Source organism: Pseudomonas sp. Pseusp49, from assembly GCF_059491875.1.
This window is the reverse complement of sequence record NZ_CP168514.1, coordinates 2279205-2303024: the sequence shown is the minus strand read 5'-3', so window position 1 is coordinate 2303024 and position 23820 is coordinate 2279205. Positions and strand designations below refer to the sequence as shown.

Annotated in this window: 17 protein-coding genes and 1 tRNA gene; 4 read left to right on the top strand and 14 right to left on the bottom strand. The window is 56.0% G+C overall.

Annotated elements, in window-relative coordinates:
- Positions 1 to 480: 480 nt before the first annotated feature.
- On the bottom strand, positions 481 to 2685 hold the full coding sequence (locus ACEN83_RS10455; RefSeq protein WP_495580210.1) for an OsmC domain/YcaO domain-containing protein: 2205 nt from the start codon (positions 2683 to 2685) through the stop codon (positions 481 to 483).
- A 77-nt stretch (positions 2686 to 2762) separates the two neighbouring features.
- Complete coding sequence (gene ptrR / locus ACEN83_RS10450; RefSeq protein ID WP_495580209.1) at positions 2763 to 3641, bottom strand: putrescine utilization regulator PtrR; 879 nt, start codon at positions 3639 to 3641, stop codon at positions 2763 to 2765.
- A 100-nt stretch (positions 3642 to 3741) separates the two neighbouring features.
- Here ptrR and ACEN83_RS10445 point away from each other — a divergent pair, with 100 nt between their 5' ends.
- Positions 3742 to 5133, top strand: coding sequence for an aldehyde dehydrogenase family protein (locus ACEN83_RS10445; protein ID WP_495580208.1), 1392 nt, complete (start codon positions 3742 to 3744; stop codon positions 5131 to 5133).
- 615 nt (positions 5134 to 5748) lie between these two features.
- On the opposite strand, the gene ACEN83_RS10440 is transcribed toward ACEN83_RS10445, so the two are convergent.
- Both ACEN83_RS10440 and ACEN83_RS10435 read right to left on the bottom strand, forming a co-directional pair.
- A complete protein-coding gene (locus ACEN83_RS10440; protein WP_007980882.1) occupies positions 5749 to 5937 on the bottom strand; it encodes a hypothetical protein in 189 nt (62 codons plus the stop codon).
- A gap of 326 nt (positions 5938 to 6263) precedes the next feature.
- The gene (locus ACEN83_RS10435; RefSeq protein ID WP_495580207.1) at positions 6264 to 6785 is read right to left on the bottom strand and encodes a DUF3016 domain-containing protein; all 522 of its coding nucleotides are present in this window, start codon (positions 6783 to 6785) and stop codon (positions 6264 to 6266) included.
- Positions 6786 to 7042: 257 nt separating this feature from the next.
- Between ACEN83_RS10435 and ACEN83_RS10430 the strand changes: the two genes are divergently transcribed.
- The 3 genes from ACEN83_RS10430 to ACEN83_RS10420 all read left to right on the top strand — a co-directional run bounded on the left by ACEN83_RS10430 (position 7043) and on the right by ACEN83_RS10420 (position 9942).
- On the top strand, positions 7043 to 7384 hold the full coding sequence (locus ACEN83_RS10430; RefSeq protein ID WP_495580206.1) for a hypothetical protein: 342 nt from the start codon (positions 7043 to 7045) through the stop codon (positions 7382 to 7384).
- Positions 7385 to 7807: 423 nt separating this feature from the next.
- A complete protein-coding gene (locus ACEN83_RS10425; protein WP_495580205.1) occupies positions 7808 to 8266 on the top strand; it encodes a DUF6130 family protein in 459 nt (152 codons plus the stop codon).
- 197 nt (positions 8267 to 8463) lie between these two features.
- Entirely contained in the window at positions 8464 to 9942 is a 1479-nt protein-coding gene (locus tag ACEN83_RS10420) for a DUF1254 domain-containing protein (protein WP_495580204.1), read from the top strand.
- Between the two features lie 978 nt (positions 9943 to 10920).
- On the opposite strand, the gene ACEN83_RS10415 is transcribed toward ACEN83_RS10420, so the two are convergent.
- The 10 genes from ACEN83_RS10415 to pheT form a co-directional block, all read right to left on the bottom strand.
- Complete coding sequence (locus tag ACEN83_RS10415) at positions 10921 to 11913, bottom strand: restriction endonuclease (protein WP_495580203.1); 993 nt, start codon at positions 11911 to 11913, stop codon at positions 10921 to 10923.
- A gap of 33 nt (positions 11914 to 11946) precedes the next feature.
- A complete protein-coding gene (locus tag ACEN83_RS10410) occupies positions 11947 to 13419 on the bottom strand; it encodes a class I SAM-dependent DNA methyltransferase (RefSeq protein WP_495580202.1) in 1473 nt (490 codons plus the stop codon).
- Positions 13416 to 14204 (bottom strand): hypothetical protein, encoded by a 789-nt coding sequence (locus tag ACEN83_RS10405; RefSeq protein ID WP_495580201.1) that lies wholly within the window; start codon positions 14202 to 14204, stop codon positions 13416 to 13418. Before ACEN83_RS10405 ends, ACEN83_RS10410 begins: the two co-directional genes overlap by 4 nt.
- On the bottom strand, positions 14201 to 15892 hold the full coding sequence (locus ACEN83_RS10400; RefSeq protein WP_495580200.1) for an AAA family ATPase: 1692 nt from the start codon (positions 15890 to 15892) through the stop codon (positions 14201 to 14203). Before ACEN83_RS10400 ends, ACEN83_RS10405 begins: the two co-directional genes overlap by 4 nt.
- Positions 15893 to 15894: 2 nt before the next feature.
- On the bottom strand, positions 15895 to 17628 hold the full coding sequence (locus ACEN83_RS10395) for a restriction endonuclease subunit S (protein ID WP_495580199.1): 1734 nt from the start codon (positions 17626 to 17628) through the stop codon (positions 15895 to 15897).
- Positions 17625 to 20405, bottom strand: a complete 2781-nt coding sequence (locus tag ACEN83_RS10390) for a type I restriction endonuclease subunit R (RefSeq protein ID WP_495580198.1) — start codon at positions 20403 to 20405, stop codon at positions 17625 to 17627. Before ACEN83_RS10390 ends, ACEN83_RS10395 begins: the two co-directional genes overlap by 4 nt.
- Before the next feature lie 201 nt (positions 20406 to 20606).
- Positions 20607 to 20683 (bottom strand) — tRNA-Pro (locus ACEN83_RS10385).
- Positions 20684 to 20772: 89 nt separating this feature from the next.
- A complete protein-coding gene (locus tag ACEN83_RS10380) occupies positions 20773 to 21129 on the bottom strand; it encodes a MerR family transcriptional regulator (protein ID WP_003179985.1) in 357 nt (118 codons plus the stop codon).
- The gene (gene ihfA / locus ACEN83_RS10375; protein WP_002553164.1) at positions 21110 to 21412 is read right to left on the bottom strand and encodes an integration host factor subunit alpha; all 303 of its coding nucleotides are present in this window, start codon (positions 21410 to 21412) and stop codon (positions 21110 to 21112) included. The genes ACEN83_RS10380 and ihfA overlap by 20 nt, the downstream gene beginning before the upstream one ends.
- A gap of 3 nt (positions 21413 to 21415) precedes the next feature.
- On the bottom strand, positions 21416 to 23794 hold the full coding sequence (pheT, locus tag ACEN83_RS10370; protein ID WP_493726296.1) for a phenylalanine--tRNA ligase subunit beta: 2379 nt from the start codon (positions 23792 to 23794) through the stop codon (positions 21416 to 21418).
- Positions 23795 to 23820 lie beyond the last annotated feature (26 nt).

Sequence of the window (23820 nt, the reverse complement as noted above, 5' to 3'; positions counted from 1 at the left end):
TGTCAAGTGATTTTTTTCAGAAGTTTTCAAGGAATCCTTAACAACTTCAACCACTTGCGCCTTCGATCTCTCGTCAGCGGGAGGCGAATTCTACAGCGTTACTCGCTGCTGTCAACACCTCTTTTTCAACTTCCTTGGCACTTCGATGAACTGAAGCAACCTGCTGACAAAAACTGCGTAACTCTTTGTTTATCAAGGAGTTTTCCGTTTCGACTGCGCCGGAAGTGGGGCGAATTATAGGCCTCCAGAATCTGCCGTCAAGCAGTGATTCAGGTTCTCTATCAATAACTTACAGAAGGCGCTGAAACGCCCCGAAGGAAGCCTGAAAGGAGAGGAAAAATGCTTCCTCTATATAGAAGAGCCTCCTCGATGCCAGCCACTGCCCAGGTCATGGCCAAAAAGTGAGCCCACCGCACACGGAAGATTGTGCTGGCCGCCAAAAAACAAAAAAGCACCCAAGGTGCTTTTTTGTCAGCGCTTTCAGCTGATTAACGTCGCCACCCCGGCCCGTGCCCTATGTAACTTCTTATAGCTGTCGATCAGACGAAGGTGCCTGTCGAGGCCTTCCAGTTTCATGCTCGTCGGTGTCAGACCATAGAACCGTACGCTGCCATCGACCGACCCTATCGCGGCGTCCATGCGCTCGTCACCGAACATCCGGCGGAAGTTGACCTCGTAGTCGCTCAGTTCCAGATCATCGTCCAGCTGCATTTCCAGCACGACGTTCACCGCTTGATAAAACAGGCCGCGCTCGACGGTGTTGTCGTTGTATTGCAAGAAGGCTTCCACCAGATCCTTGGCCTGATCAAACTTCTGCAAGGCCAGATAAATCAGCAGCCTCAGCTCCAGGATCGTCAACTTGCCCCAAGGCGTGTTGTCGTCGAACTCGATGCCGATCAAGGTGGTGATGTCGGTGTAATCATCCAGCTCGCTGCTTTCCAGGCCCTGGGCCAGCGATCGCAGGCCCACCTTGCTCAGGCTGTGCAGATTCAGGATGTCGGCACGGAACTGCAGCGCCTTGTTGGTGTTATCCCAGATCAAATCTTCGACCGGATAGATTTCCGAGTAATCCGGCACCAGAATGCGGCAGGCCTTGGCACCGATATGCTCATAGACCGCCATGTACACTTCTTTGCCCATGTCTTCGAGAATGCCGAACAAGGTCGCAGCCTCTTCGGCATTGGAGTTTTCGCCTTGACCGGAGAAATCCCATTCAACGAACTCGAAGTCCGGTTTGGCACTGAAGAAGCGCCACGAAACCACGCCGCTCGAGTCGATAAAGTGCTCGACGAAGTTATTCGGTTCAGTCACCGCCTGCCCTTCGAAGGTCGGCTGCGGCAAATCATTCAGGCCTTCGAAACTGCGGCCTTGCAGCAGCTCCGTCAGGCTGCGTTCCAGCGCCACTTCCAGGCTTGGGTGCGCGCCGAACGAGGCAAACACGCCACCGGTACGCGGGTTCATCAAGGTGACGCACATCACCGGGAACTCCCCGCCCAGCGACGCATCCTTGACCAGCACCGGGAAGCCCTGCTCTTCGAGGGCCTGGATACCGGCCAGGATGCCCGGGTACTTCGCCAGCACTTCCTGCGGCACATCCGGCAGGGCCATTTCGCCTTCGAGGATTTCGCGCTTCACCGCGCGCTCGAAGATCTCCGACAGACACTGCACCTGCGCTTCGGCCAGCGTGTTGCCGGCGCTCATGCCATTGCTCAGGAACAGGTTTTCGATCAGGTTGGACGGGAAGTACACCACCTCATTGTCCGACTGGCGCACAAACGGTAGCGAACAAATACCGCGCTGGGTGTTGCCGGAGTTGGTGTCGTACAGATGCGAACCACGCAGCTCGCCATCCCGGTCATAAACCTTCAGGCAGTATTCGTCGAGGATCTCAGTCGGCAGTTCGTCCTTCGGGCCCGGCTTGAACCAGCGCTCGTCCGGGTAATGCACAAACGCCGCGTTGGCGATGTCCTCCCCCCAGAACTGATCGTTATAGAAGAAGTTGCAGTTGAGCCGCTCGATAAACTCGCCCAACGCCGATGCCAGCGCGCCTTCCTTGGTCGCGCCTTTACCATTGGTAAAACACATCGGCGAGTGCGCATCGCGAATGTGCAGCGACCACACATTGGGAACGATGTTGCGCCATGAAGCGATTTCAATCTTCATGCCCAGGTCGGCCAGGATGCCCGACATGTTGGCGATGGTTTGCTCCAGCGGCAGGTCCTTGCCCGCAATGTAGGTGCCCGCCTCGGAAGTCGAGTGCGGCATCAGCAGCGCCTGGGCATCGGCGTCGAGGTTTTCGACCTCTTCAATCACGAACTCAGGCCCGGTTTGCACCACCTTCTTTACCGTGCAACGGTCAATGGAGCGCAAGATCCCCTGGCGGTCCTTCGCGGAGATGTCCGCCGGCAGTTCGACCTGAATCTTGAAAATCTGGTTGTAGCGGTTTTCCGGGTCAACAATGTTGTTCTGCGACAGACGGATATTTTCGGTGGGGATATTACGAGTCTCGCAATACAACTTCACGAAGTACGCCGCACACAACGCCGACGAAGCCAGGAAATAATCGAACGGCCCCGGCGCCGAGCCATCACCCTTGTAGCGAATGGGCTGATCGGCGATCACCGTGAAGTCGTCGAACTTGGCCTCAAGTCGAAGGTTGTCGAGAAAGTTGACCTTGATTTCCATGTGCGATTACCAGAATAACGAGCTAAACGATTTGGCCGCCATTATCCGGTTTTTCAGCGCAGACCGTTAACTTTCCACTATTTATCGATCAACGCGACACCCCGCTCCTCCAGCAGGCGCACAAACATCGTGAGGCTCTGCGACACCGTGCCCCTGCGCCACACCAGCCAGGTACGCAGATAACGGAACGACTCCGACAACGGCCAGACGCTGACCGTCGTACACCCAGGCATGCTTTCGAGCATGCTGCGTGGCATCAGCGCCAGGCCGGCCCCCGCACTGACGCAGGCCAGCATGCCGTGATAGGACTCCATTTCGAATATCTTGCCGGGCACCGCCGCGCCATGGGCAAACCAGCTTTCGAAATGATGGCGATAGGAGCAGTTGGAGCGGAAGGCATAGATGTTTTCGCCATTCACATCCTTGGCCCGATGAATCGGCTCATGATTGAGCGGTGCGATCAGGACCATCTCCTCCTCGAATGCCGGTACGCCTTCCAGCGCCGGATGCAACACCGGCCCATCGACAAATGCCGCGGCCAACCGACCCGACAGCACCCCGTCGATCATGGTCCCGGAGGGGCCGGTGGACAGGTCCAGTTCGACCTTCGCGTGTTTCTGGTTATAGGCGGCCAATAGCTCCGGAATTCGTACCGCTGCAGTGCTTTCCAGCGAACCCAGGGCGAAGGCGCCTTGCGGTTCCTCTCCCGCTACTGTGGCCCGCGCCTCCTGAACCAGGTCGAGAATGCGTCGAGCGTAATCCAGGAAACTCCAGCCGGCCGGCGACAAGCGCAGGCGACTCTTCTCGCGGATAAACAGATCCACACCCAGGTCCTGCTCAAGCTGCTTGATTCGGGTGGTGAGATTCGATGGCACCCGGTGGATATGCTGGGCGGCAACGCTGATGCTGCCGTGCTCGGCGACAGCCTTGAAAATTTCGAGCTGGACCAGATCCAAGTCATTCTCCAAACGTGAACGTTATGCTCAGTATTATTCAGTTTCCATAAAACATATACCCCCATAACCTGAGCACATTCCTACCTAGCAGGACGGTGCCATGACCCACGTATCCAGCCTTACCCATGCCATTTCGATCAACCCGACCACGGGCGAGCAGATCGGCCAGTACCCTTTCGAATCCGATTCGGCATTACAGGCCGCGCTGGCGCGGGCCACTACCGGGTTTCGAGCCTGGCGCAGCAAACCGGTAGAGCAACGCGCGCAGCTGTTGATCAGCCTCGGCCAGGCCTTGCGCAACAATGCAGAGGCCATGGCCAACATGATCACCCTGGAAATGGGCAAGCCGATTACCCAGGCCCGTGGCGAAATTGAAAAATGCGCGCAGCTCTGCGAGTGGTACGCCGAACAGGGGCCCGCCATGCTCAGCGCAGAACCAACCCTGGTCGAAGGCGGCAAGGCACGCATTGAATATCGCCCGCTCGGCCCGATTCTCGCCGTGATGCCGTGGAACTTCCCCATCTGGCAAGTGCTGCGCGGCGCGGTCCCTACCCTGCTCGCCGGCAACACCTACGTGCTCAAGCACGCGCCCAACGTCATGGGTAGCGCCTACCTGCTGCTGGAAGCCTTCAAGCTGGCGGATTTTCCTGAAGGTATCTTCGAGGTCATCAACGTCACCCCGGACGGTGTATCCAAGGCAATCGCCGATCCACGCATCGCGGCTGTCACCCTCACCGGCAGCGTGCGTGCGGGCATGGCCATCGGTGCCCAGGCCGGCGCCGCGCTGAAGAAATGCGTATTGGAGCTGGGCGGCTCCGACCCGTTTATCGTGCTCGACGACGCGGACCTCGATGAGGCGGTCAAAGCCGCCGTGATCGGGCGCTATCAAAACACCGGACAAGTCTGCGCCGCTGCCAAACGCCTGATTGTCGAGCAAGGCATTGCAGAGGAATTTACCCGCAAGTTCGTCGAGGCCACCCAACGACTGGTCATCGGTGATCCACTCGCCTCCACCACTTACATCGGCCCGATGGCGCGCTTCGATCTGCGCGACGAACTGGACCAACAGGTGCGCGACACGCTGGAAGAAGGCGCGACCTTGCTGCTGGGTGGAAAGAAGGTCGAAGGCACCGGCAACTACTACGAACCCACTGTACTGGGCGACGTGACCGACCAGATGACATCCTTCAGACAGGAACTGTTTGGTCCCGTGGCTTCAATCATCACGGCCCGAGACGCCGCCCATGCGCTGGAACTGGCCAATGACAGCGAGTTCGGCCTCACCGCCACTATTTTTACGCGCAATGGCGAACTCGCACGGCAGATGGCTGGCGAACTTGAAACCGGCGGCGTGTTCATCAACGGCTATAGCGCCAGCGATCCGCGTGTCAGTTTTGGTGGCGTGAAGAAGAGTGGCTTTGGCCGGGAACTCTCACACTTCGGAGTGCGCGAATTCTGCAATGCACAGACGGTTTGGCTGGATAGGCGTTAAGGGCAATGCAGTGCTTCGAGCTGGGTCAACTTGCCGCTGGAGCTCAGCCTGCTGATCATTGCCACAAATGCACTGACCACTCGATTCATGACGACAAAGCAGATGCAATGGGCGAATGCAGGAACCGGGACGCTCGATAGCCCCGTCAAGTGTCGCGTCACAACTTGCGAATCAGTAAATCGTGTTGATCCCAATATAAAACCCGGCTTGGCGGCCGGGTTCTGTTTTCACTCCTGCATGGAACAGTCAGCCCGCAGCTCCTGCATGGTGAGCAATCCCAGCTTTCTGGGATTGCCACACATCCAACAGGAGCACACCTTTCCGTGGTTTGCAAAAAGCCCGGCGTTTTTCTCGCTGGTTGACCAGCATTCATAAGCGCTCTGCTTTGAATAAAATCGAGCCTTTATGCGGCGCGTATCGTGTCGTCGTTGAGCTCTAGACATGTATTTCTCCTAAGCCGAATACGACTAAGCCCCGGCAGATTTCTCTGGCGAGGCTTGTTCGGCTGGGTCTAAAACACGTAGAAATGATACCCCATGTCTGACAATTCTCAAGTTTCAATAGTCAAGGCGGACTAACCCCTGTGGATTGAAGTGCCGGCTACAGCGCAAGCAGTCAGCCTGACATCGCGATCCTCAGCGCCACTGCTGCTTCAAGCAGCTTGTTCGCCTGGGTCGAGACAGCTGCAGCCATTTCTTCATCCCTCGCTTCTCTGAGCGTTGCAGCCAGATCGAGCAGCTTCCCCACCTCGGCCTCAATAGTGCGGACGGATTCGCCTATTTGGTATTTAAGTGAATGAGCCATCTCGATCAAACCTCGGACCAGATTAAAGACAAATCCCAGCTGGGCGAATACTCAAGTCATTCAGTGGCGCTTCACCGACCACCATTCGATTGCCCCAAAACCATTGTGGAGTACTGAGCAGAGAGTATCGAAGGTTGTGATGTGGCCCAACGGTTACGCCACGGCATTTCGTATTCAGATGTCACACTTTCGTCACACCTATCTAGCACAATACGGTCAGCCAAAGGGATTTGGCCCATCTACAGAAAGCCCGGCCGAGCGTCGGGCTTTTTACTTTCTGGCTCCGGCTCCCCCAAGCCGAACGCTGATCAAGAGCGCAGGGTGGTTCACTTCAACCCGCTCTGATGCTGCCCCGCGAAGTGTCTCTGGAACCACTCCGAGAGCATCGCCTTCTCGGAGTAGAGCCTGTCACTTCTATTCGCACGCCCCGGACGCTGGAGGTAGAACTGATCCATGACTCTGGCGTCGGCCTGGTTCACGATCTGGCCATTTTGTTTGAGAACGTAATGGAGCTCGATGCTCGGCCAGGTAATGTCGCGCATGAAGCGCACCTGATAGGCATTTATCCTCCAGGGCTCGTAACGACCGGCCAGGTCGATGTTGCGAATTTCAATTTGCAGCTGCTGGTCGGCTGGCAGGTACCGCTCGCCAAGCTTCTGGAGGTAGCTGCATAGCTCTTTCATGACAAAAGGATCGGCCCCCCGTTCATAGCCCGGACTGTCCAGGCTGGCATCGCTGTATTTTTCGGGGTTATTGAAGACGACTTCGACCGAGGGCGCTGCGGTGGCCAGTGGCATCATGAACAGCGCCAGCAATGCGATCGAAGTGCAAGCGGATATTGAGCGCATGGCATCACCTCCGGGTGCAACGCTTTTCAATGCCTGCTGCACCCTGTTCAGTTTACGCCTGAAGCGCATGCCCACTGCGTGTGTTTCCAGCTCCTAATGGTCGATGCGCCTGTCATAGGCCGCGCGCAGGCGATCCTGGCGCGCGCGACCTGACTCAAAGGCAATACGCTCCATGACCTTGGAATGAGCTGAAGATTTCACCCGGAACGCGCCTACACTGAAAGGCACAGCGATTGAGAGGACATGGAGCTCCACGCATGCGCCCTAGCGCCATTGTGCTACTGCTTATCAGCTATGCCGTGCTGATGGTGGTTTTTTTCAAGCTAAATGCTCGAAACAATCGACGCCGCAGAGAAGGTCTTTACGAAGCCTTTGAAACTGCAATGCGACAGCATGGGATCGGGTCTTTCGAGATCATCAAGGAAAGCATTTATATCGGTAACAACTTTCGGCCATCAGAGCTGCACCGGATATTGTTGGACGATACAGGGCACTACTTTCTTTACATGCACGCCAGTAACGCGCAGCCAACTTTAATGCCACTGACCGAAGAGCGAGCGTTACAAGCTGCACAGGGCGAGATGGGAATCCAGGCATAGACCATCACAACCGCCACCAGGGACCATGAAGAAGGGGGGACTGCCCCGCCCTACTCAGCCGACTCAAGCAGAAGGGAGAGTGGTTAACACAACTCGCACCAGAACAGGATCATGCTCGTAGCCAAGCCGCTGGTAACGATCCCGATGCCAAACACGACGCCGAGAAGCAGAGTTTTTGCCCACATGGCTCGAATCTCCGGATACCGCATTCAATGAATGCTTCAGTATCAGCACCCGAGCAAAATCCAAGCCATTTGGCATGAGCAAAGCCGAGCCCAGCGATTGCACTGAAAACGGTCTCTTCGAGTCGTGAAACATTCCCCAACAAGGGGTTCGCTTACCCTACATTCTGGGCTGAAACACCCAATGACTGGGGCTCGGTTTGATCTAGGCTTGAATGAGATCACGCGGGAGATAAACACCATGTCCCTCTCTCTGAGAAATCCATTGGCCTTTGCTTTGGCGGTGTTCTTTTGCACAGGCGCGCACGGCGAAGGAGCAGCAGACACCTATCACCCACCGGCAATACTTCCCCTGGAATCCGAGACGGCGCCCAGACTCATTGCCGAGCCGCCGCTTGCCGAGCCCCTTGCCCGCGGAGTCGTCATTATCCAATACCGCACAGAGCACGCGAGGATCATGCCGGTATTTGGTAAAGCGGCGGCCGATGTATCACCCCGTCTCGGGCACCTTCACGTGACCGTCGACGACTGGAAAGGCACATGGGCGCACACCAGTGAAGACCCGATTATTCTGGTCGGCCTGCCCGCCGGCACTCACCAGGTTCTTCTTGAAGTGGCCGACCCGACTCACAAGATCCTTACCAGTACGACAGTGCGTTTCATCGTTCCGGAAAAGAAACCAGCTGACGCCCCTCATTAGTCGCCACTTCGCTTCAGTTGTCTGCTTGCCGCAATCCAAGAAGTTTGCCCCCAACATTGGCTGTCCCCCAGTCAATAGCGGGGGTTTGCTTCATGACCTACGCTCAGATACGGCAGTCAACCAGCTGGAGTCTCGACGTGTTCAAACGCTGATCAAGACATCCAGGGCAGAGATGATTTGGTCAGGAGCGACAAAGGATGAAACCGGAATATTCAACTTGCATGAAATGGATCGCCATCGCTGCCGCTTCGGTGGCGCTTATATCAGGCTGTGCCAGCAAGAACGACCCCGTGGCCCAGGCCGAGAAAGCCGATGCAGCAAAGGGCATAGCCGCACCCAGCCTCATGGAAACGAAGGCCATCGCCGAGGAAGCCTTCATCTACGGACTGCCGATCGTAATGAACTATGCGGTCATGTATGAGTACGCCGTGGACAAAAGCGGCCCGCAGTTCAAGGCCCCCTTCAACCAGATCAAGAACGAACCCCGTGTCTTCACTTACCAGGATACGGCCATCGTCACGCCCAACAGCGATACCCCCTACTCCTTCCTCTGGCTGGATCTGCGCGCCGAGCCCATGGTGCTCACAGTGCCCGCCGTGGAAAAGAAACGTTATTACTCGGTGCAACTGATCGACGGCAACACCTACAACTACGGCTACATCGGCAGCCGCACCACCGGGAACGGCCCGGGTAACTACATGGTGGTCGGGCCTGACTGGAAGGGTTCCGTGCCGCCCGGCATTGGCAAAGTCTTCTATTCCACAACGCCCTTCACTGTCGCGGGCTACCGAACCCAGCTCTTCAATCCCAAGGACATGCCGAACGTGGTCAAGGTGCAGTCCGGCTACAAAGCCCAGCCGCTGTCGGCGTTTTTGAAGCAACCGGCGGCGCCTGCATCGCCGGTTATCAATTTCCCTCCAAGCACCACTAAGGGGATCAAGGAGAACTTCTTCGAATACCTTGATGCCGCGCTCCAGTATGTACCGCCAACACCGGAAGACCGGGAAATTCGGGCTCGAATCGCGAAAATCGGCATTGGACCGGGCAAGAGCTTCAAGCTCCAGGACCTCTCGCTCGAACACAAGGCCGCTGTCCTGCTGGGCATGAAGGAAGGTGACGAGAAGGTGGACAGGTGGTTGTCCGGCGGACTCAAGAACGTCAATGGCTGGGGCATCGGCTCGTACTTTGGCGACCGCCATTTCTACAATGGCGACTGGTTGAAGCGCGCCGCCGCGGCCAAAGGCGGAATTTACGGCAACGATGCCGTGGAAGCCACTTACCCCATCACCCGCACAACCGCGACCGGCGAGCCACTCGATGGCAGCAAGCATAACTACACACTCACCTTCCCGGCGGGGCAACTACCTCCAGTGAACGCCTTCTGGTCGGTGACGATGTACGACGGCAAGACACAGCTCCTTATCAAGAACCCGATCGACCGCTATCTACTGAACTCGCCCATGCTGCCCGGCATGAAAAAGAATGCCGACGGATCTCTGACCCTCTACATCCAACAGAAGTCGCCCGGCAAGGCGCTGGAAGGCAACTGGCTGCCCGCACCCGACGGCCCGATTTACCTGGTGATGCGCCTCTATTGGCCCAAGGAGACGCCGCCTTCAGTCCTGCCGGCTGGCGAAGGCACCTGGAAGCCAGCAGGCATCGTGGTATCGAAATAGAACCCGCGCCAGCTCGCGCAGCCCCCCGGCATTTGTCGGGGGTTTACCGTTCCAATACAAGCCTGTCTTCGCTGACAGGCAACGGGTGTGGTGCATTTATCCTGCCTTCCAGTCTGCTCACGAATGCCAGGGCTTCGGCATAGCTGCGAAACGTGACGCACCACGCGTTCATCCAGACATTCCAGTCTTGCGGTGTCCGCGCTTTTTCGATTCTTATCAGCATCCTGGCATCCCTTCTTTTTGCGGTTTAACCCAGTCTCGAACCTGGAAAAACCGAAATGCGGCGTGTGAACTTTCGTCTGCGTGTCCCGGTTGAAGGTGTGGGGAGAACAGCCCACAAGGTGAGGAGGAGCAGATTCTGCAGATGCGGATTTGGCGGCGTTTGAAGCTTGCGTCAAAGCGAACCGCAGGACCTGCCTTTGCTTACCTTCCTCGAGGCGAATTTAAAGCGGCTGAAGGGGGGATTAGAAAATCAATAATCATCAAAAAATTATCTATAGGAGGCTTGGCGGGACTTGCAGGGGCAGTCTGGGGGGATGCTGGTTAGTCTGGATGTTGACGCATCCGATCAGTCTGTTTTTTGTCGCTTCGGTGTTGAGACTTCGGTGACCTAGGCCTTACAGGCCGCCGGTGCGGGCTGGCACTGTATCGAGCTGGATGAATGGACCGACGCCTACATCGAAAGCAAGTCGATTGAAAGGCAGCCAGTCAGGACAACAATCGGCCTCGTACGAGAATCCCTTTATTTTTTGCCTTGGAATGGCTAGGCAGCCAGCCGAGTATGCAGGATCGGCAGCAGTTATCGACTATCGACAGGTTTCAGTACCTGCCCAAAGTTGTTTGGCTATCAACACAGCCTCTACTGGGTCAGTTTTCGGTCATTGCAAGCAGGCACTTAGTCGTTAGTGATAACACTTTTATTTTTTACCTAAACCGTAACCTGTATGCCAGTGTAAACAGAAAAGTGCCGTTCACACCTCACGCGGGCCAATGCAACCGCTTCAGTGGAACAATGCGTTTTGTCTCTGCGTCAGTGGAATCGTAGTGCTCAATCAAAGCCCGTACTACGTGATCCAACGTCCACATCGCTAATGGGATGGATGCACGATCAGCCTCATACTGGGCATCTTTGCTGAAGCCTCCCGTGCTAACGTAAAGCCCCCGATCATCCTTGTGCCGCCCACCAAGAAAGCTGCGAATATCCTGACTACCCATCTGCCCCTTACGATGTTTGACCTCCACTACAATACGAGGATGTTCAAAGCCGAAGCCGTCGGGTGAGGCGACAATATCTTTGCCACGATCAGAACCTGGCGGCGAAACCTGAGTTTTGTAGCCCATCGCACGAAGGATACCGGCGACCAGCTGCTGCATCTCATCCCAGTCGAGCTCACTCACTCGGTCCTTTATTCGCTCCAACGCCTGAGACTCAATATCGGCCAACGGATCAGCAATACTTTCTTCAATCTCGTCTTCCATCTGCGGTGCTGGCTTACCCTTCAACGCTGCAATCACTTCGGCTGCGGCACTGGAAGGCACCTCGAACAAAGTTAAAGTCGAGCCCAAGCTGTTCTTGGTGCTCGTACCCAAATTGTCACGCGGTAACTCTTGCTGCTGCCACTGCACCTTGCGCACCAGCGACATGCCTTGTTCAGACCATTCAGAATGGTGCTCAGCCGGTCCCTTGACGTTGCCGACCAGATAGAGACGATTGGCAGGTGAATAAGTAACAACCCAATCACCGTCCTGAATCTCGTTTACGAAGCGCCACACTTGCGAGGCACCCGAAATCACCGTGCCCTGTTTCATCTGAGGCTCAGCGGATTGGTAGAGAGCAATTAACTGTTTGCGCCCAACGCCGGGCTTCGCATGGGCAGCCAACCGGCTCCACCCGATTGCGGCCACTTCGCGCTCCCGAAAAGAGTCGTATAGGCTTCCAGCTTCGCCACGCACCATCCACATCCGAGCCATATTCCCCCCCTTAGTACCGCACCATCATCAGAATCAATCAACCACTTCAGATCGGGGCAAACTCAAAGAAACATCACGAAACGCGAGCAGAGCCGCTTCGAGATGATCAATGATCTCCTGCTGCAACACATCCGGTGGCGGCAGGTCATCCAAGTTGTCGAGGCTATCGTCTTTCAGCCAGAAAATATCCATACTGGCCTTGTCGCGGCTCATCAAGTCTTCGTAGCTAAAGTACCTGAAACGTTCGGTTTCCTGCCGCTCAAAACGGTTTTCCGGGTTGTAGCAGGTGATGAAATCCTGCAGGTGGTCCAGCTTCAGCGTGCGCGTCTTCAGCGTGAAGTGTTTGTTGGTGCGCAGGTCGAAGAACCAAACGCCCTTGGTGTGCACACGCCCATCTTTGGGCGCGCTGTCGAAGAATACGACGTTCGCCTTCACGCCTTGGGCATAAAAAATGCCCGTGGGCAGACGTAACACCGTGTGCACGTCGCAGTTCTCCAAAAGCTTCTTGCGGATCTTTTCTCCCGCACCACCTTCAAAAAGCACGTTATCGGGCAACACCACCGCCGCCTTGCCGTCCACCTTTAGCATATTGACAATGTGCTGCAGGAAGTTGAGTTGCTTGTTCGACGTGGTTTCCCAGAAATCCTGCCGCTCGTAGGTCAGCGCCTCCTTGTCTTCCTCACCCTCTTCATTGGTGATGGTCATGCTGCTCTTCTTGCCGAAGGGCGGGTTGGCTAGCACGTAATCCACTTTCAGTTTGGGCTCAGTGATCAACGCATCCGAACGCGACACTAAGGGCTCACCATCCAGCTCGCCAACGTTGTGCAGAAAAAGGTTCATCAAGCACATGCGGCGCGTGTTTGGCACGATCTCGTTGCCGTGGAAGGTCCTGTCACGCAGGAATTCTTTTTGTGCTTTGTTCAGCGTGGCGCCGTGCCGCGTCAACCAGTTATAAGCGCCCAGGAAGAATCCGCCTGTACCGCAGGCCGGATCCGCAATGGTCTTCATCGGCTCGGGGCGCATACAGACAACAATCGCCTCAATCAGTGCGCGGGGTGTGAAGTATTGGCCAGCGCCGCTCTTGGTGTCTTCGGCGTTCTTCTGCAACAGGCCTTCATACAGGTCGCCCTTGGTGTCAGCACCCAGGCTGATCCAACTTTCGGCATCAATCAGCTGCACCAGACGCGAAAGCTTGGCCGGGTCTTGAATCTTGTTCTGCGCCTTGAAGAAGATAGCGCCCAGCATGCCGGACTCTTGTCCCAGTTTGTGCAGCGTGGCCAGGTAATGCGCCTCCAGCGGTTCGCCCACTTTGGAGGACAGGCTAGCCCAGTCATAGCCCTTGGGGATTTGGGTATCACGGTTGTAGGGCTCCTGCGCATATTCGTGTGCCAGCTTCAGGAACAGCAAGTAGGTGAGCTGTTCCAAGTAGTCGCCATAGCCCACGCCGTCATCGCGCAGGGTGTGGCAAAAATTCCAGACTTTCTGGACGAGGGAGCTTGTGTTCATAAGAGTGCCTCCACCCAAGCCTTGTCTCGATGTGTGCCGATGGCAGATCGAAAGAAGCTCGAATATTCGTGAGCGTTAGATAAATGTTCTTGCAGATGCGTGACGACTGAAGGCTGATTGCCTGCAAGGCGAATTAGATCGTCTAGCAGTCGCCAAGAGTTCTTCTTTGTTTCCGGCGTATTCCATTCATTGAATCCAAGCCGGTCAATCGTGTACCGCGCACGCTGGTGTTCCCAGGTACCAGGTGAGGCCAGTGGCTTGACCTCTCCATCAATTCCATGAGCCAACAATTCGCAGTCGGCTTGAACACAAGGGTCCAAAAGCCTCGGCAACTCAGAGATCAGTGAAGCTGCAGGCTGCGAGCAACGCTGTATCTCATCCTGAATCGGAAATTCATTGGCCTTTCCATGAAGGATATCGACACCGTCCTTTTCTGGACGATTGCACCGCTGACATGAAAGGCGAAAGTTCAACCACTCATATGCTAACCAATAGTACCCGTCATGGCCGACCAACTTGACGCCATCCACCGTGATGCCAAGTTTGGGTCGAAAGTGGTCGACGTCAAAGGGTGCGCGCGTGCTCTTGGCTTCGCAGTACCAGCATTTATGCTCACTGGCATTGGCAAGCCACTTTTTGAGCAAGCCCCAACTACCGTTCTTCTTGATGTACTCAGACCGAAGATCGTGCGTGCCTAGCGCGCCAACCTTTGCGGTTCTTGCGGTATAAATCTTGGGCCAATTCTTGGGTAAACGGGGTGGCAAGGGTATCTGAATTAATATCAAGCCTGCCCCTCCTGTAAACCGCGGAGGAGGCTCTTCACCAAGGCATCAAGGGCTTTTTGTTTATTTTCCGGAGTGACGATGGCGCCATCGACGGCGCCATCTGTGGCCAGATCAAATCTGGCACGCAGATACTCCTGCTCCAGTCGATCTCGCGAAGCGAAGTTGAAGTCCAGGCCTTCGAGCCGCTGACGGATGTCTACCAGCTTCGCTCGATCGACCTCACTGAGTGGCTGCAGCTGGGTGGAGAGTTGGTGCAACGCCAGCAAATCATCATTCGTGGCTTTGTCCAAGCTGGTACCCAAGCCAAACATATCGCTGGTCACGATACCGGCGAAGCCCATGCCTTTGGGGTCGACGGCCGGGTTCTCGGCGCGCACCGTGCGACTGTCTGTTTCGCGGTACAGGATTTGAACCTGCTCCTTGACCAGTTCTGCGATGGCCAAGGGGTTGTGAGTCGTCAACACGATATGGCTGTTGTCCTGGCCATCACTGTTCTGCCCAACAAATGACTTCAGGTAGTTCAAGTAATCCACACACCATCGTGGATTTAGGTGCGTGTCTGGCTCATCCAGCAAGAACAGACTTTCATCCTCCGCGGTAAAGCGCAGCAAGCCCAACACCGTCAGAAGCTGTTGCTCCCCCTCGCTGAGTTCACGGAATGTAACGCTGCCATCGTTTTTCTTGAGGCGCACACGGATACGCACCTCCTCGATCAACTCAGAGACGTAGGTGCTTTCCAGATCGCGGAAGAACTCATTTGCTGGCTGACTACCTACAAGCTCTCTCAGCGACTCCACATCCTTAACGTACATGTACTTGTATTCACGCTCAGACGTGTTCTTGTTCCATATAGACTTCTTCAACTTCCTTTTAACTGTGATCGGTGCCAGCGACACCTTCATCAGGCGATCTAGAAACCGCTGAACCAATCCTCTTGCGTACCAGAATCTAGGATCGCCTTCTTTCGAGTCCCAAGGAGGATCGCGCAATACAAAAAGAACGGATTCGATCCCATTCTCTGGATCAATACCAAGCTCTACCGCCAAAAAATCTTTCACTTTTTGGTCTGGCTGAATCAGAAATGCAAGAAGAACAAACTGACTGTGAACGGGCAAAGCGTAGAAGAGACGCTTTGGCGCTGGGTCGGTCTTCGAATAAAGAAGATCCTTGTAATAGCTTTCTAGGTAGGGACGGAACACCTCGTACATACGCGAACTCTCACCCGAGTAGTAGCTGAACACATAGCGCGGCAAATACTCGGCATCCGCATTCAAAAAGGTCGTGAGTTTGATTGCCTTGCCACGCAGGGCTGATACCTGTTCTTCACCCTCGATTAATGGGAGCAAGGTGAATTCACCACGGGCCTGTGCATCCGTAGCAACGTGAATGGTGAAAGGCTCCTTCTCACGATCAGGGTCGGCATCGATGTAAATGTGACGCAGGTTCTCGCCCGCCCCCATGTGATAGGCCAGCTGAAAAGCAAAGGCCGGTGTGCGCTCCCTGGCGATCAAATCGCGGAAGATGATGGCCAGCGCCTCCAGTACGTTGGACTTACCGGTACCGTTCCAACCGATCACCACCGTGACCCAGTGATCCTGATCGAAGTCGATGGTGACGTTCTTCAGGTTCTTGAACTGGTGGGTTGGGCTGTCTTTGGCGCTACCGATGGTTAGTTTGTCGAGGCGCATGGTCAGCTTTCCAGCAATTTCAGGCGGTCGTGTAGCTTGCGGCCCCGCCCGTCGGTGACCGCTTCCACAACCAGTCGTCCTGCCTTGTCCAAAGCACGCAGTTCCGCATAGAGCGCTTCAATCTGGTCTGTCAGCGCGCCATCGGCCACACCACAAAGGCGGAAAGCTTCTTGCGCCGGCACCCAGTCGCCCGCCTTGGCGAGCACATCAATCAATTTGCTCACCACGGCGTCGATCTCCTTCTGTTGTTTTGTTTTGCGTACCTTGTGCACCTTAGGATGCTTATCGCGTTCCGCCCGCTCGGTGCGGATGCGCTCCAGCAGAACACTTGCGAGTTCGTCGTTCGGATCTTGCGGCACCAGTTGGCCGGAAAAGGCGGCGCGCAGGATGTTCTGGCGTTGGGCGGCGGATTGTTTGAGGCCCCGCTCCACCGCGGTCTGCTGCTGACTGATCTGGTCGAACTGACCGTCAAGCAGTTGCGTGATTTCAGCTTGCTCGGAATGCGGCGGGAGTGGCAAAACAATTGCCTTAACGATTTGAAGATTCAGATTTGGCTGAACTCCGCCAGAAGCCTGCTGGCGCATTCTTTCGTAACTATCAAGCAAGAAGGCCTTGAGATACGCCTTAGATGGTTGGGCTGACGGTTCCAAAACAATTGCAGCGATAGCTTGATTGATCGTTGCTGAAATCAGTAGTTCCGAGCACTTGCCGCGTGTTTTCCCTTCGCCATACATGGCCACCAAAAGTGAGCCAACAGGATATAGCTCAAGCCGACACTCCTTCACAGCGAGATCCGTGACAAGTTCCGTTGCGGACGTTACGGTTTCGCTGTTGAGTGCACCACTGGTCACCCACGGAATAGTGCCTTCGTCGAAATAGGCACTTTTCGATCGAAGGGGCGTAACCCCTGTGCCCACTTGAGCGATTTGATCAATCGTCACCCACACCCACCCCTCCGGTAACTCCGGCAAATCGGTAGTATCCGGCTGCATCGGCTCGGGGTATTTTTTTTGCCAGTCCTTGGGCGGGGTTTTGCCTTGCTTCTTGAACTTGGCGAGCTGCTTGACTTCCCAGCGGGCGCGGCGCTCGGTGAGGATGCGTTGCAACAGCTGCGTGCCGGTCTCGGCGGGCGTGTGCTGTGAGCGCCATTCAGCGGAGAGCGCGCCTTCCACCGAGGCTTTCAGCAGCGACTGGCGGAATTGCTTTAGCTTCGTCTGCGCGGCTTTGAGCTCGGTCACGCCGGCATCGAGATCGGAGAGCAGTTCTTCGAGTTTGGCAACAATGCGGGTTTGCTCAGCGCGGGGCGGAAGATCTATCGCGAACTTTCCCAAGGCATCGAATTTCACTCGCGGTCTATCGCCTTCATATTGACTGCAAGCGAATTCAACAAAGTCGTATGACGATATGCGGTTCAACAGGAAATCGGAATCCAACACCTCCGATTCTGGAAAGATGATGAACTCAGCCGAGGCCAGTCCTGCAAATTTTGGCCTAGCGACTTTATTCAGGTACGGGCGCATACGACCGTACAAAACGTCGCCAACCTCAAAGCTCGCTGAGCTACTTGACATGTTTGACGCAGGTACTGTCCCCAGGATTGCATTAGTATGAGCCTGTACATGCTCCAGCCCAATGTATGGAGCACTTGGACGATCTGCTGGCGAAATGCGCTCACTCCTCGGCTGGATAAGCTCCTCCAGAAGCTCGCGCGTCCAACCCTTCGGCAATTCACTCACGCCACCAACTCCTCATTCATTTCGTTCATCAGTCCATCCAGTTCCTTGCCAAACAGCCCCCAGGCCTTTTGCAAACCACCCTTATCGGCTAGTTCGGCATAGTCAAAATCATCTCGGCTGACGTTACAGCTGCTGGCAATATGATCTTTCATCAGGCGCAGCCATTCAGTTTGTTGAGGCGTGAAGGCTGTGCCGCGCTGTGCGTTGTGGCGGAAAATCCAAGTCTGAAAACGTTTATCCACTTCATCGGCAAAGGGCTTCAACTCAGCGTCTAGCCCGAGTGCAAAACGCACCAGCGAGACCAAATCGGTGAGCTGGCGTTTGCGGTCTGCGCCCTTTACTGCACTCGCCTGTACGCGGGTGTAGGCGCTCCACAGGCGCTCGGTGGTCAACATTAGCGGTGGATTGCTCAAGCGCTCGTGCAGGTCTTCAATCATGTCGAAAGTGAGCACGCGGCGTTGGTAGGGTTGTTGGTAGAAGAAGTCCAGCGCGGCGATTTCGTCCCTGTGCTGCTTCAGGTAGTCAGCAAAGGTTTGAATCAACGCTTTGGCCTGCGCTTCCGCCAGTTCACTGAAACCAGAAAACGTCACCTGATCCAGATTGATATGATCAATGATCTGCTCGCGCTCACGTCGGGCGTTTTCAATCTCGTCTCGCAGTTCCGGTTGGTCAAAAGGGGCACAGGCCGCGGCCACACGCACAGCGCGGGCGGTTTCAATTTCTTCGGGCAGCAAGGTGTCCTCAGAGCGGGTGATGCCCTTGGCCTTGGCGGCGGCCAAAGCCGCTTGCACGATGGCATCAGGGTCCAGCGCGGCGATCAGGCCCTTGCCCAAATCAGCGATTGGGATGCCGCCGCTGGCTTTCTCGATCCGGGCCCGGGCCTTGTCGTCCAGTAACTTGGCCAGCCGCACCAGGCGGTTGGCGAGTGAAAGTACAGTGTCGTCGTCGCGACTTCCCATCGCCACGCCTTGCAGCAGGTCTTTCAGCGCTACGCCGGGTTTCTTCTCCAGCGGGCGACTCTCCGTTTTAAGAGACTTTTCCACGCCCACGGCGTCGATCAGCACAAAGCGGGTTTTGGCACCATCGGCACTATTGCTGACGCGTTTGAGGCTGTCGCCATCGAGGCTGCGCACGCCGCGCCCCTTCATCTGCTCGTAGTAACCTTTGCTACGCACGTCACGCATAAACAGGAGCACTTCAAGTGGCTTCACGTCGGTGCCGGTGGCGATCATGTCCACGGTGACGGCAATGCGCGGATTGTAGTCGTTGCGAAAACTGCTGAGGATGCTGTCGGCATCTTCCTCGGCGCGGTAAGTCACCTTCTTGCAGAAGGCATTCCCCTGTCCATAGACCTCGCGCAGGATATTGATTATGTCGTCGGCGTGGCTGTCAGTCTTGGCGAAGATCAGTGTCTTAGGTGTCTCTTTGCGCGCGGGGAAAATATGCGTTTCCACCGCGATTTTCATCGCTTGGATCACCTGTCGGATCTGACTTGTGTTGACCACAGATTTATCCAGTTCCTTGGCTGAATAGGCCATGTCTTCTTCGGTTTCGCTCCAGCGTTTCTTGCGGGTCTGGCGGTCGCGATGGTCTACCCACTCCTTGGCCTTGAGCTCGGAACCTTTTCGGGTGATATCGGTTTCGATCTCGTACACGTCGTAGCCGACGTTGACACCGTCGGCCACAGATTGCTCGTAGGTGTATTCGGCGACGATGTTCTCGTTGAAAAAGCCGAAGGTGCGCTTGTCAGGCGTAGCGGTGAGTCCGATCAGGCTGGCATCGAAATAGTCGAGCACCTGCTTCCACAGGTTATAGATGCTGCGGTGGCACTCATCAATGATGATGAAGTCGAAGGTTTCCACCGGCACAGCCGGGTTGTAGCGCACGAACTTATCCTGCTTGGCGGTTTGCTGTACTTCGTTGAGCGACAGGTCTTCGGCCGATTCGTCAATCGGTTCGCCGCTCAAGATAGAGTACATGCGCTGGATAGTGCTGATGCATACCTGCGAATGCGGGTCGACGTTGGGTGAGGCCAGCCGCTGCACATTGTAGAGCTCGGTGAATTTGCGGCCGTCGTCCGGTGGCGTGTAAGCCATGAATTCCTGATGGGCCTGTTTACCGAGATTACGGGTATCGACCAAAAACAAAATGCGCTTGGCGCCACCGAACTTGAGCAGGCGATAGACCGAGGTGATAGCCGTGAAGGTCTTGCCGGCTCCGGTGGCCATGTGCACCAGGGCGCGGGGTTTGTTCAGCGCAAGAGACTTCTCCAGCCCGGTTACTGCGCTGATCTGACAATCGCGCAGATCAATTTCGGGCAGGACTGTCATCTGCTCTGCCAGGCGGCGACGCAGGGTATCGGGCTGCGCAAGCCAGGCGGATAACGTTTCCGGTTTAAAGAAATGGAATATCTCGCGCGAACGCGGTATTGGGTCGGCGCCATCGGTGAAGCGGATAATCTGGCCAGTGGCCTCGAATAAGAATCGCAGTGAAGAGTTGTTATTTTGCCATTTAAGAGAGGAACTGGCATATCGCTCAGTCTGGCTTTCAGTGACATTAAGACCCACGCCTGCTGAGTCTTTCTTTGCTTCGATCACACCTACGGGTGCTCGATCTACAAAAAGCATGTAATCCACAGGCCCCGAGCCAGTGGGAAACTCCCGGATAGCCACACCACGCGCCGAGCCCAAATTGAACTGTTTAAAGTCTTGGACGACCCAGCCAGCTTGGTCAAGCTTCTGGTCAATCTGGTGACGAGCTTTAGATTCTGGCGTCATGGTGCTGATCCCTGCCAATTTAGGCTCCGTTGACCTAGAGCTATCGAAAACATGTTGTGATACGCAATCGGAGTCTGGGCAAGAGAATCTCAACTGGCAACCAATTGGCAACCAGAAGGGTAAAAAATAAGCATGCAGTGAAAAAAAACAGACATAAAAAATCCAACCACCGCTAAGTGGTTGGATTTTTCGGGAGTTATATGGTCGGGACGGAGTGATTCGAACACTCGACCCCTAGCACCCCATGCTAGTGCGCTACCGGACTGCGCTACGCCCCGACTAGGCGTGTTACCCGTTCCTCACCTCGAGGAACGCTCAAGAATATATCGCAAGCTTTTGAAAACTGGAAGTATTTAAAAGCAGGAATTTATTTCTTGAGTACTACCAGAACATCTTCGAGCTCGGCGATCATCTGGCGGATCATTTGCTTGTATTGGGTGGTGTCGTCTTTGGCTTCATCACCGGACAAACGCAGGCGCGCTCCGCCGATGGTGAACCCCTGATCATAAAGTAGCGCGCGGATCTGCCGGATCATCAACACGTCCTGGCGCTGATAATACCGGCGGTTTCCGCGGCGTTTGACCGGGTTGAGTTGAGGAAACTCCTGCTCCCAGTAGCGCAGCACGTGTGGTTTTACCGCACACAGCTCGCTGACTTCACCAATGGTGAAGTAGCGTTTGCCCGGGATGACGGGGAGCTCGTCGTTATGACTTGGTTCCAGCATAAGCCTCAACTCGGGCCTTCAACTTCTGCCCTGGACGAAAGGTGACCACACGGCGAGCCGTGATCGGGATTTCTTCCCCCGTTTTCGGATTGCGGCCAGGCCGCTGGCGTTTGTCCCGAAGGTCGAAATTGCCGAAACCGGACAATTTGACTTGTTCGTTGTCTTCGAGAGCGTGCCTGATTTCTTCAAAAAACAGTTCGACCAATTCCTTGGCCTCCCGTTTATTCAGGCCCAGCTCTTCATACAGACGTTCCGCCATCTCAGCTTTCGTCAGAGCCCCCATACGTCACTTCCTTAACGTGGCGTTCAACCTTTGTTCGAGCGAGGTGAGGATGTTTTGCGTTGCGGTATTCACCTCATCGTCATTAAGAGTGCGCGATGGATGCTGCCAGGTCAAGCCGACTGCGAGGCTTTTTCTATCAGGATCAATGCCTTTACCCTGATACACGTCAAATAGCCTGAGGTCTGTCAGCCATTCGCCTGCATTTTCACGGATTACGTCCAGTACAGCCGTGGCTGCAACGTCTTTGTGCGCAATCAGTGCAAGGTCACGACGCACTTCAGGAAAGCGCGATAACTCGTGGAATTTCGGCATTTTGCCCGACGCCACTTCCGCCAGAACCAGCTCGAAGACGAAGACCGGACGGTCGAGACCGAGGGTTTTCGACAATTCGGGGTGGATCGCGCCAATGAAGCCGACCAGACGACCATCTCGTTCGATGCGTGCGGTTTGGCCCGGGTGCAATGCCGGGTGCTTGCCTGGCACGAAAGTGAACGCATCCAGGGCACCGGCGAAGCCCAGCACCGCTTCCACGTCAGCCTTGACGTCAAAGAAGTCAACGGTATCGCGACCCTGCGCCCAGCCTTCCGGCAAGCGACTGCCGCAAACCACACCGGCGAGCATCGGCTCTTGCTTCAAACCTTCGAGCTGACCAACGAAACGCAGGCCGCTTTCGAACAGGCGTACGCGATCCTGCTGACGGTTCAGGTTGTGCTGAAGCGCCTTGACCAGACCCGGCCACAAGGACGAACGCATGGCGGCCATGTCATTGGAGATGGGATTGGCGAGCAGCAACGGCTCAACACCCGGATTAAACAGTTCGAACTGTTTCGGATCGATGAAGCTGTAGGTAATTGCTTCCTGGTATCCACGGGCAACCAGCAGGCGGCGCAGTTCAGGCAGGTCGCTACGGGCTTCGGCCTTGGCTTGCGGCGCCAGACGCGCTTGTGGATAACGAACCGGCAGACGGTTGTAGCCGTACAGGCGTGCCAGTTCTTCGATCAGGTCGACTTCCAGGCTGATATCGAAGCGATGGCTTGGCACTTCTACACGCCACTGCCCTGCCCCGTCGGCAGTAATGGCCAGGCCCAAGGCATTGAGCAGGCGCTCCACTTCAGCCGAATCCATTTCCATACCCAGCATCTGGGTAATGCGCTGGGCACGCAGGGTGACCGGAGCAATTTTTGGCAGGTGCTGTTCGCTGACGGTCTCGATGATCGGACCCGCTTCACCGCCGGTGATTTCCAGCAGCAGGCCAGTCGCGCGCTCCATGGCCTCGCGGGCCAGTTGCCAGTCCACACCACGCTCATAGCGATGGGATGCATCGGTGTGCAGGCCATAGGAACGGGCCTTGCCTGCCACGGCGATCTGGTCGAAGAAGGCACTTTCGAGGAACACATCACGGGTGGTCGCGGACACACCGCTGTGCTCGCCACCCATGACGCCGGCGATTGCCAGTGCGCGGGAGTGGTCGGCGATCACCAGCGTATCGCTACGCAGGCTGACTTCCTGACCGTCGAGCAGCACCAGCTTCTCGCCGTCTTCGGCCATGCGCACACGGATGCCGCCGTTGATTTCGGCGAGATCGAAGGCGTGCAGCGGCTGACCCAGCTCCAGCATCACGTAGTTGGTGATGTCGACGGCAGCATCGATGCTGCGCACGTCGGCACGACGCAGGCGCTCTACCATCCACAGCGGCGTAGGCCTGGACAGATCAACGTTACGGATCACACGACCCAGATAACGCGGGCACGCGGCAGGCGCCAGCACTTCTACCGAACGCACTTCGTCATGCGCGGCAGGCACCGAAGCCACTACCGGACGGCTGACCGGAGCGGCGTACAAAGCACCGACTTCACGGGCCAGGCCGGCCAGGGACAGGCAGTCGCCACGGTTCGGGGTCAGGTCGACCTCGATGCTGGCGTCTTCCAGGTCCAGATAAACGCGGAAATCTTCGCCTACCGGCGCATCGGCCGGCAGTTCCATCAGACCGTCGTTACCTTCACCGACCTGCAGCTCGGATTGCGAGCACAGCATGCCGTTGGATTCAACGCCACGCAGCTTGGCCTTCTTGATCTTGAAGTCACCTGGCAACTCGGCGCCGATCATGGCGAAAGGAATCTTCAGGCCCGGGCGCACGTTGGGCGCACCGCAAACCACCTGGAAGGTTTCCGAGCCGTTGCTGACCTGGCAAACGCGCAGCTTGTCGGCGTCCGGGTGCTGCTCGGTGCTCAGCACCTCGCCAACCACCACGCCACTGAAAACACCGGCGGCCGGCGTAACGCTATCGACCTCAAGACCGGCCATCGACAGACGAGCAACCAGCTCGTCGCGACTTACCTGCGGGCTAACCCAGCCACGCAGCCATTGTTCACTGAATTTCATCCTGCTCTCCTAAGAATTCGTTACGA

What these genes read in the sequence shown, in the direction of transcription:
- ACEN83_RS10455 (WP_495580210.1), bottom strand. Translation starts at nt 2,685, where the DNA reads ATGGAAATCAAGGTCAACTTTCTCGACAACCTTCGACTTGAGGCCAAG.
- ACEN83_RS10445 (WP_495580208.1), top strand. Translation starts at nt 3,742, where the DNA reads ATGACCCACGTATCCAGCCTTACCCATGCCATTTCGATCAACCCGACC.
- ACEN83_RS10440 (WP_007980882.1), bottom strand. Translation starts at nt 5,937, where the DNA reads ATGGCTCATTCACTTAAATACCAAATAGGCGAATCCGTCCGCACTATT.
- ACEN83_RS10435 (WP_495580207.1), bottom strand. Translation starts at nt 6,785, where the DNA reads ATGCGCTCAATATCCGCTTGCACTTCGATCGCATTGCTGGCGCTGTTC.
- ACEN83_RS10430 (WP_495580206.1), top strand. Translation starts at nt 7,043, where the DNA reads ATGCGCCCTAGCGCCATTGTGCTACTGCTTATCAGCTATGCCGTGCTG.
- ACEN83_RS10425 (WP_495580205.1), top strand. Translation starts at nt 7,808, where the DNA reads ATGTCCCTCTCTCTGAGAAATCCATTGGCCTTTGCTTTGGCGGTGTTC.
- ACEN83_RS10420 (WP_495580204.1), top strand. Translation starts at nt 8,464, where the DNA reads ATGAAACCGGAATATTCAACTTGCATGAAATGGATCGCCATCGCTGCC.
- ACEN83_RS10415 (WP_495580203.1), bottom strand. Translation starts at nt 11,913, where the DNA reads ATGGCTCGGATGTGGATGGTGCGTGGCGAAGCTGGAAGCCTATACGAC.
- ACEN83_RS10410 (WP_495580202.1), bottom strand. Translation starts at nt 13,419, where the DNA reads ATGAACACAAGCTCCCTCGTCCAGAAAGTCTGGAATTTTTGCCACACC.
- ACEN83_RS10400 (WP_495580200.1), bottom strand. Translation starts at nt 15,892, where the DNA reads ATGCGCCTCGACAAACTAACCATCGGTAGCGCCAAAGACAGCCCAACC.
- ACEN83_RS10390 (WP_495580198.1), bottom strand. Translation starts at nt 20,405, where the DNA reads ATGACGCCAGAATCTAAAGCTCGTCACCAGATTGACCAGAAGCTTGAC.
- ACEN83_RS10380 (WP_003179985.1), bottom strand. Translation starts at nt 21,129, where the DNA reads ATGCTGGAACCAAGTCATAACGACGAGCTCCCCGTCATCCCGGGCAAA.
- ihfA (WP_002553164.1), bottom strand. Translation starts at nt 21,412, where the DNA reads ATGGGGGCTCTGACGAAAGCTGAGATGGCGGAACGTCTGTATGAAGAG.
- pheT (WP_493726296.1), bottom strand. Translation starts at nt 23,794, where the DNA reads ATGAAATTCAGTGAACAATGGCTGCGTGGCTGGGTTAGCCCGCAGGTA.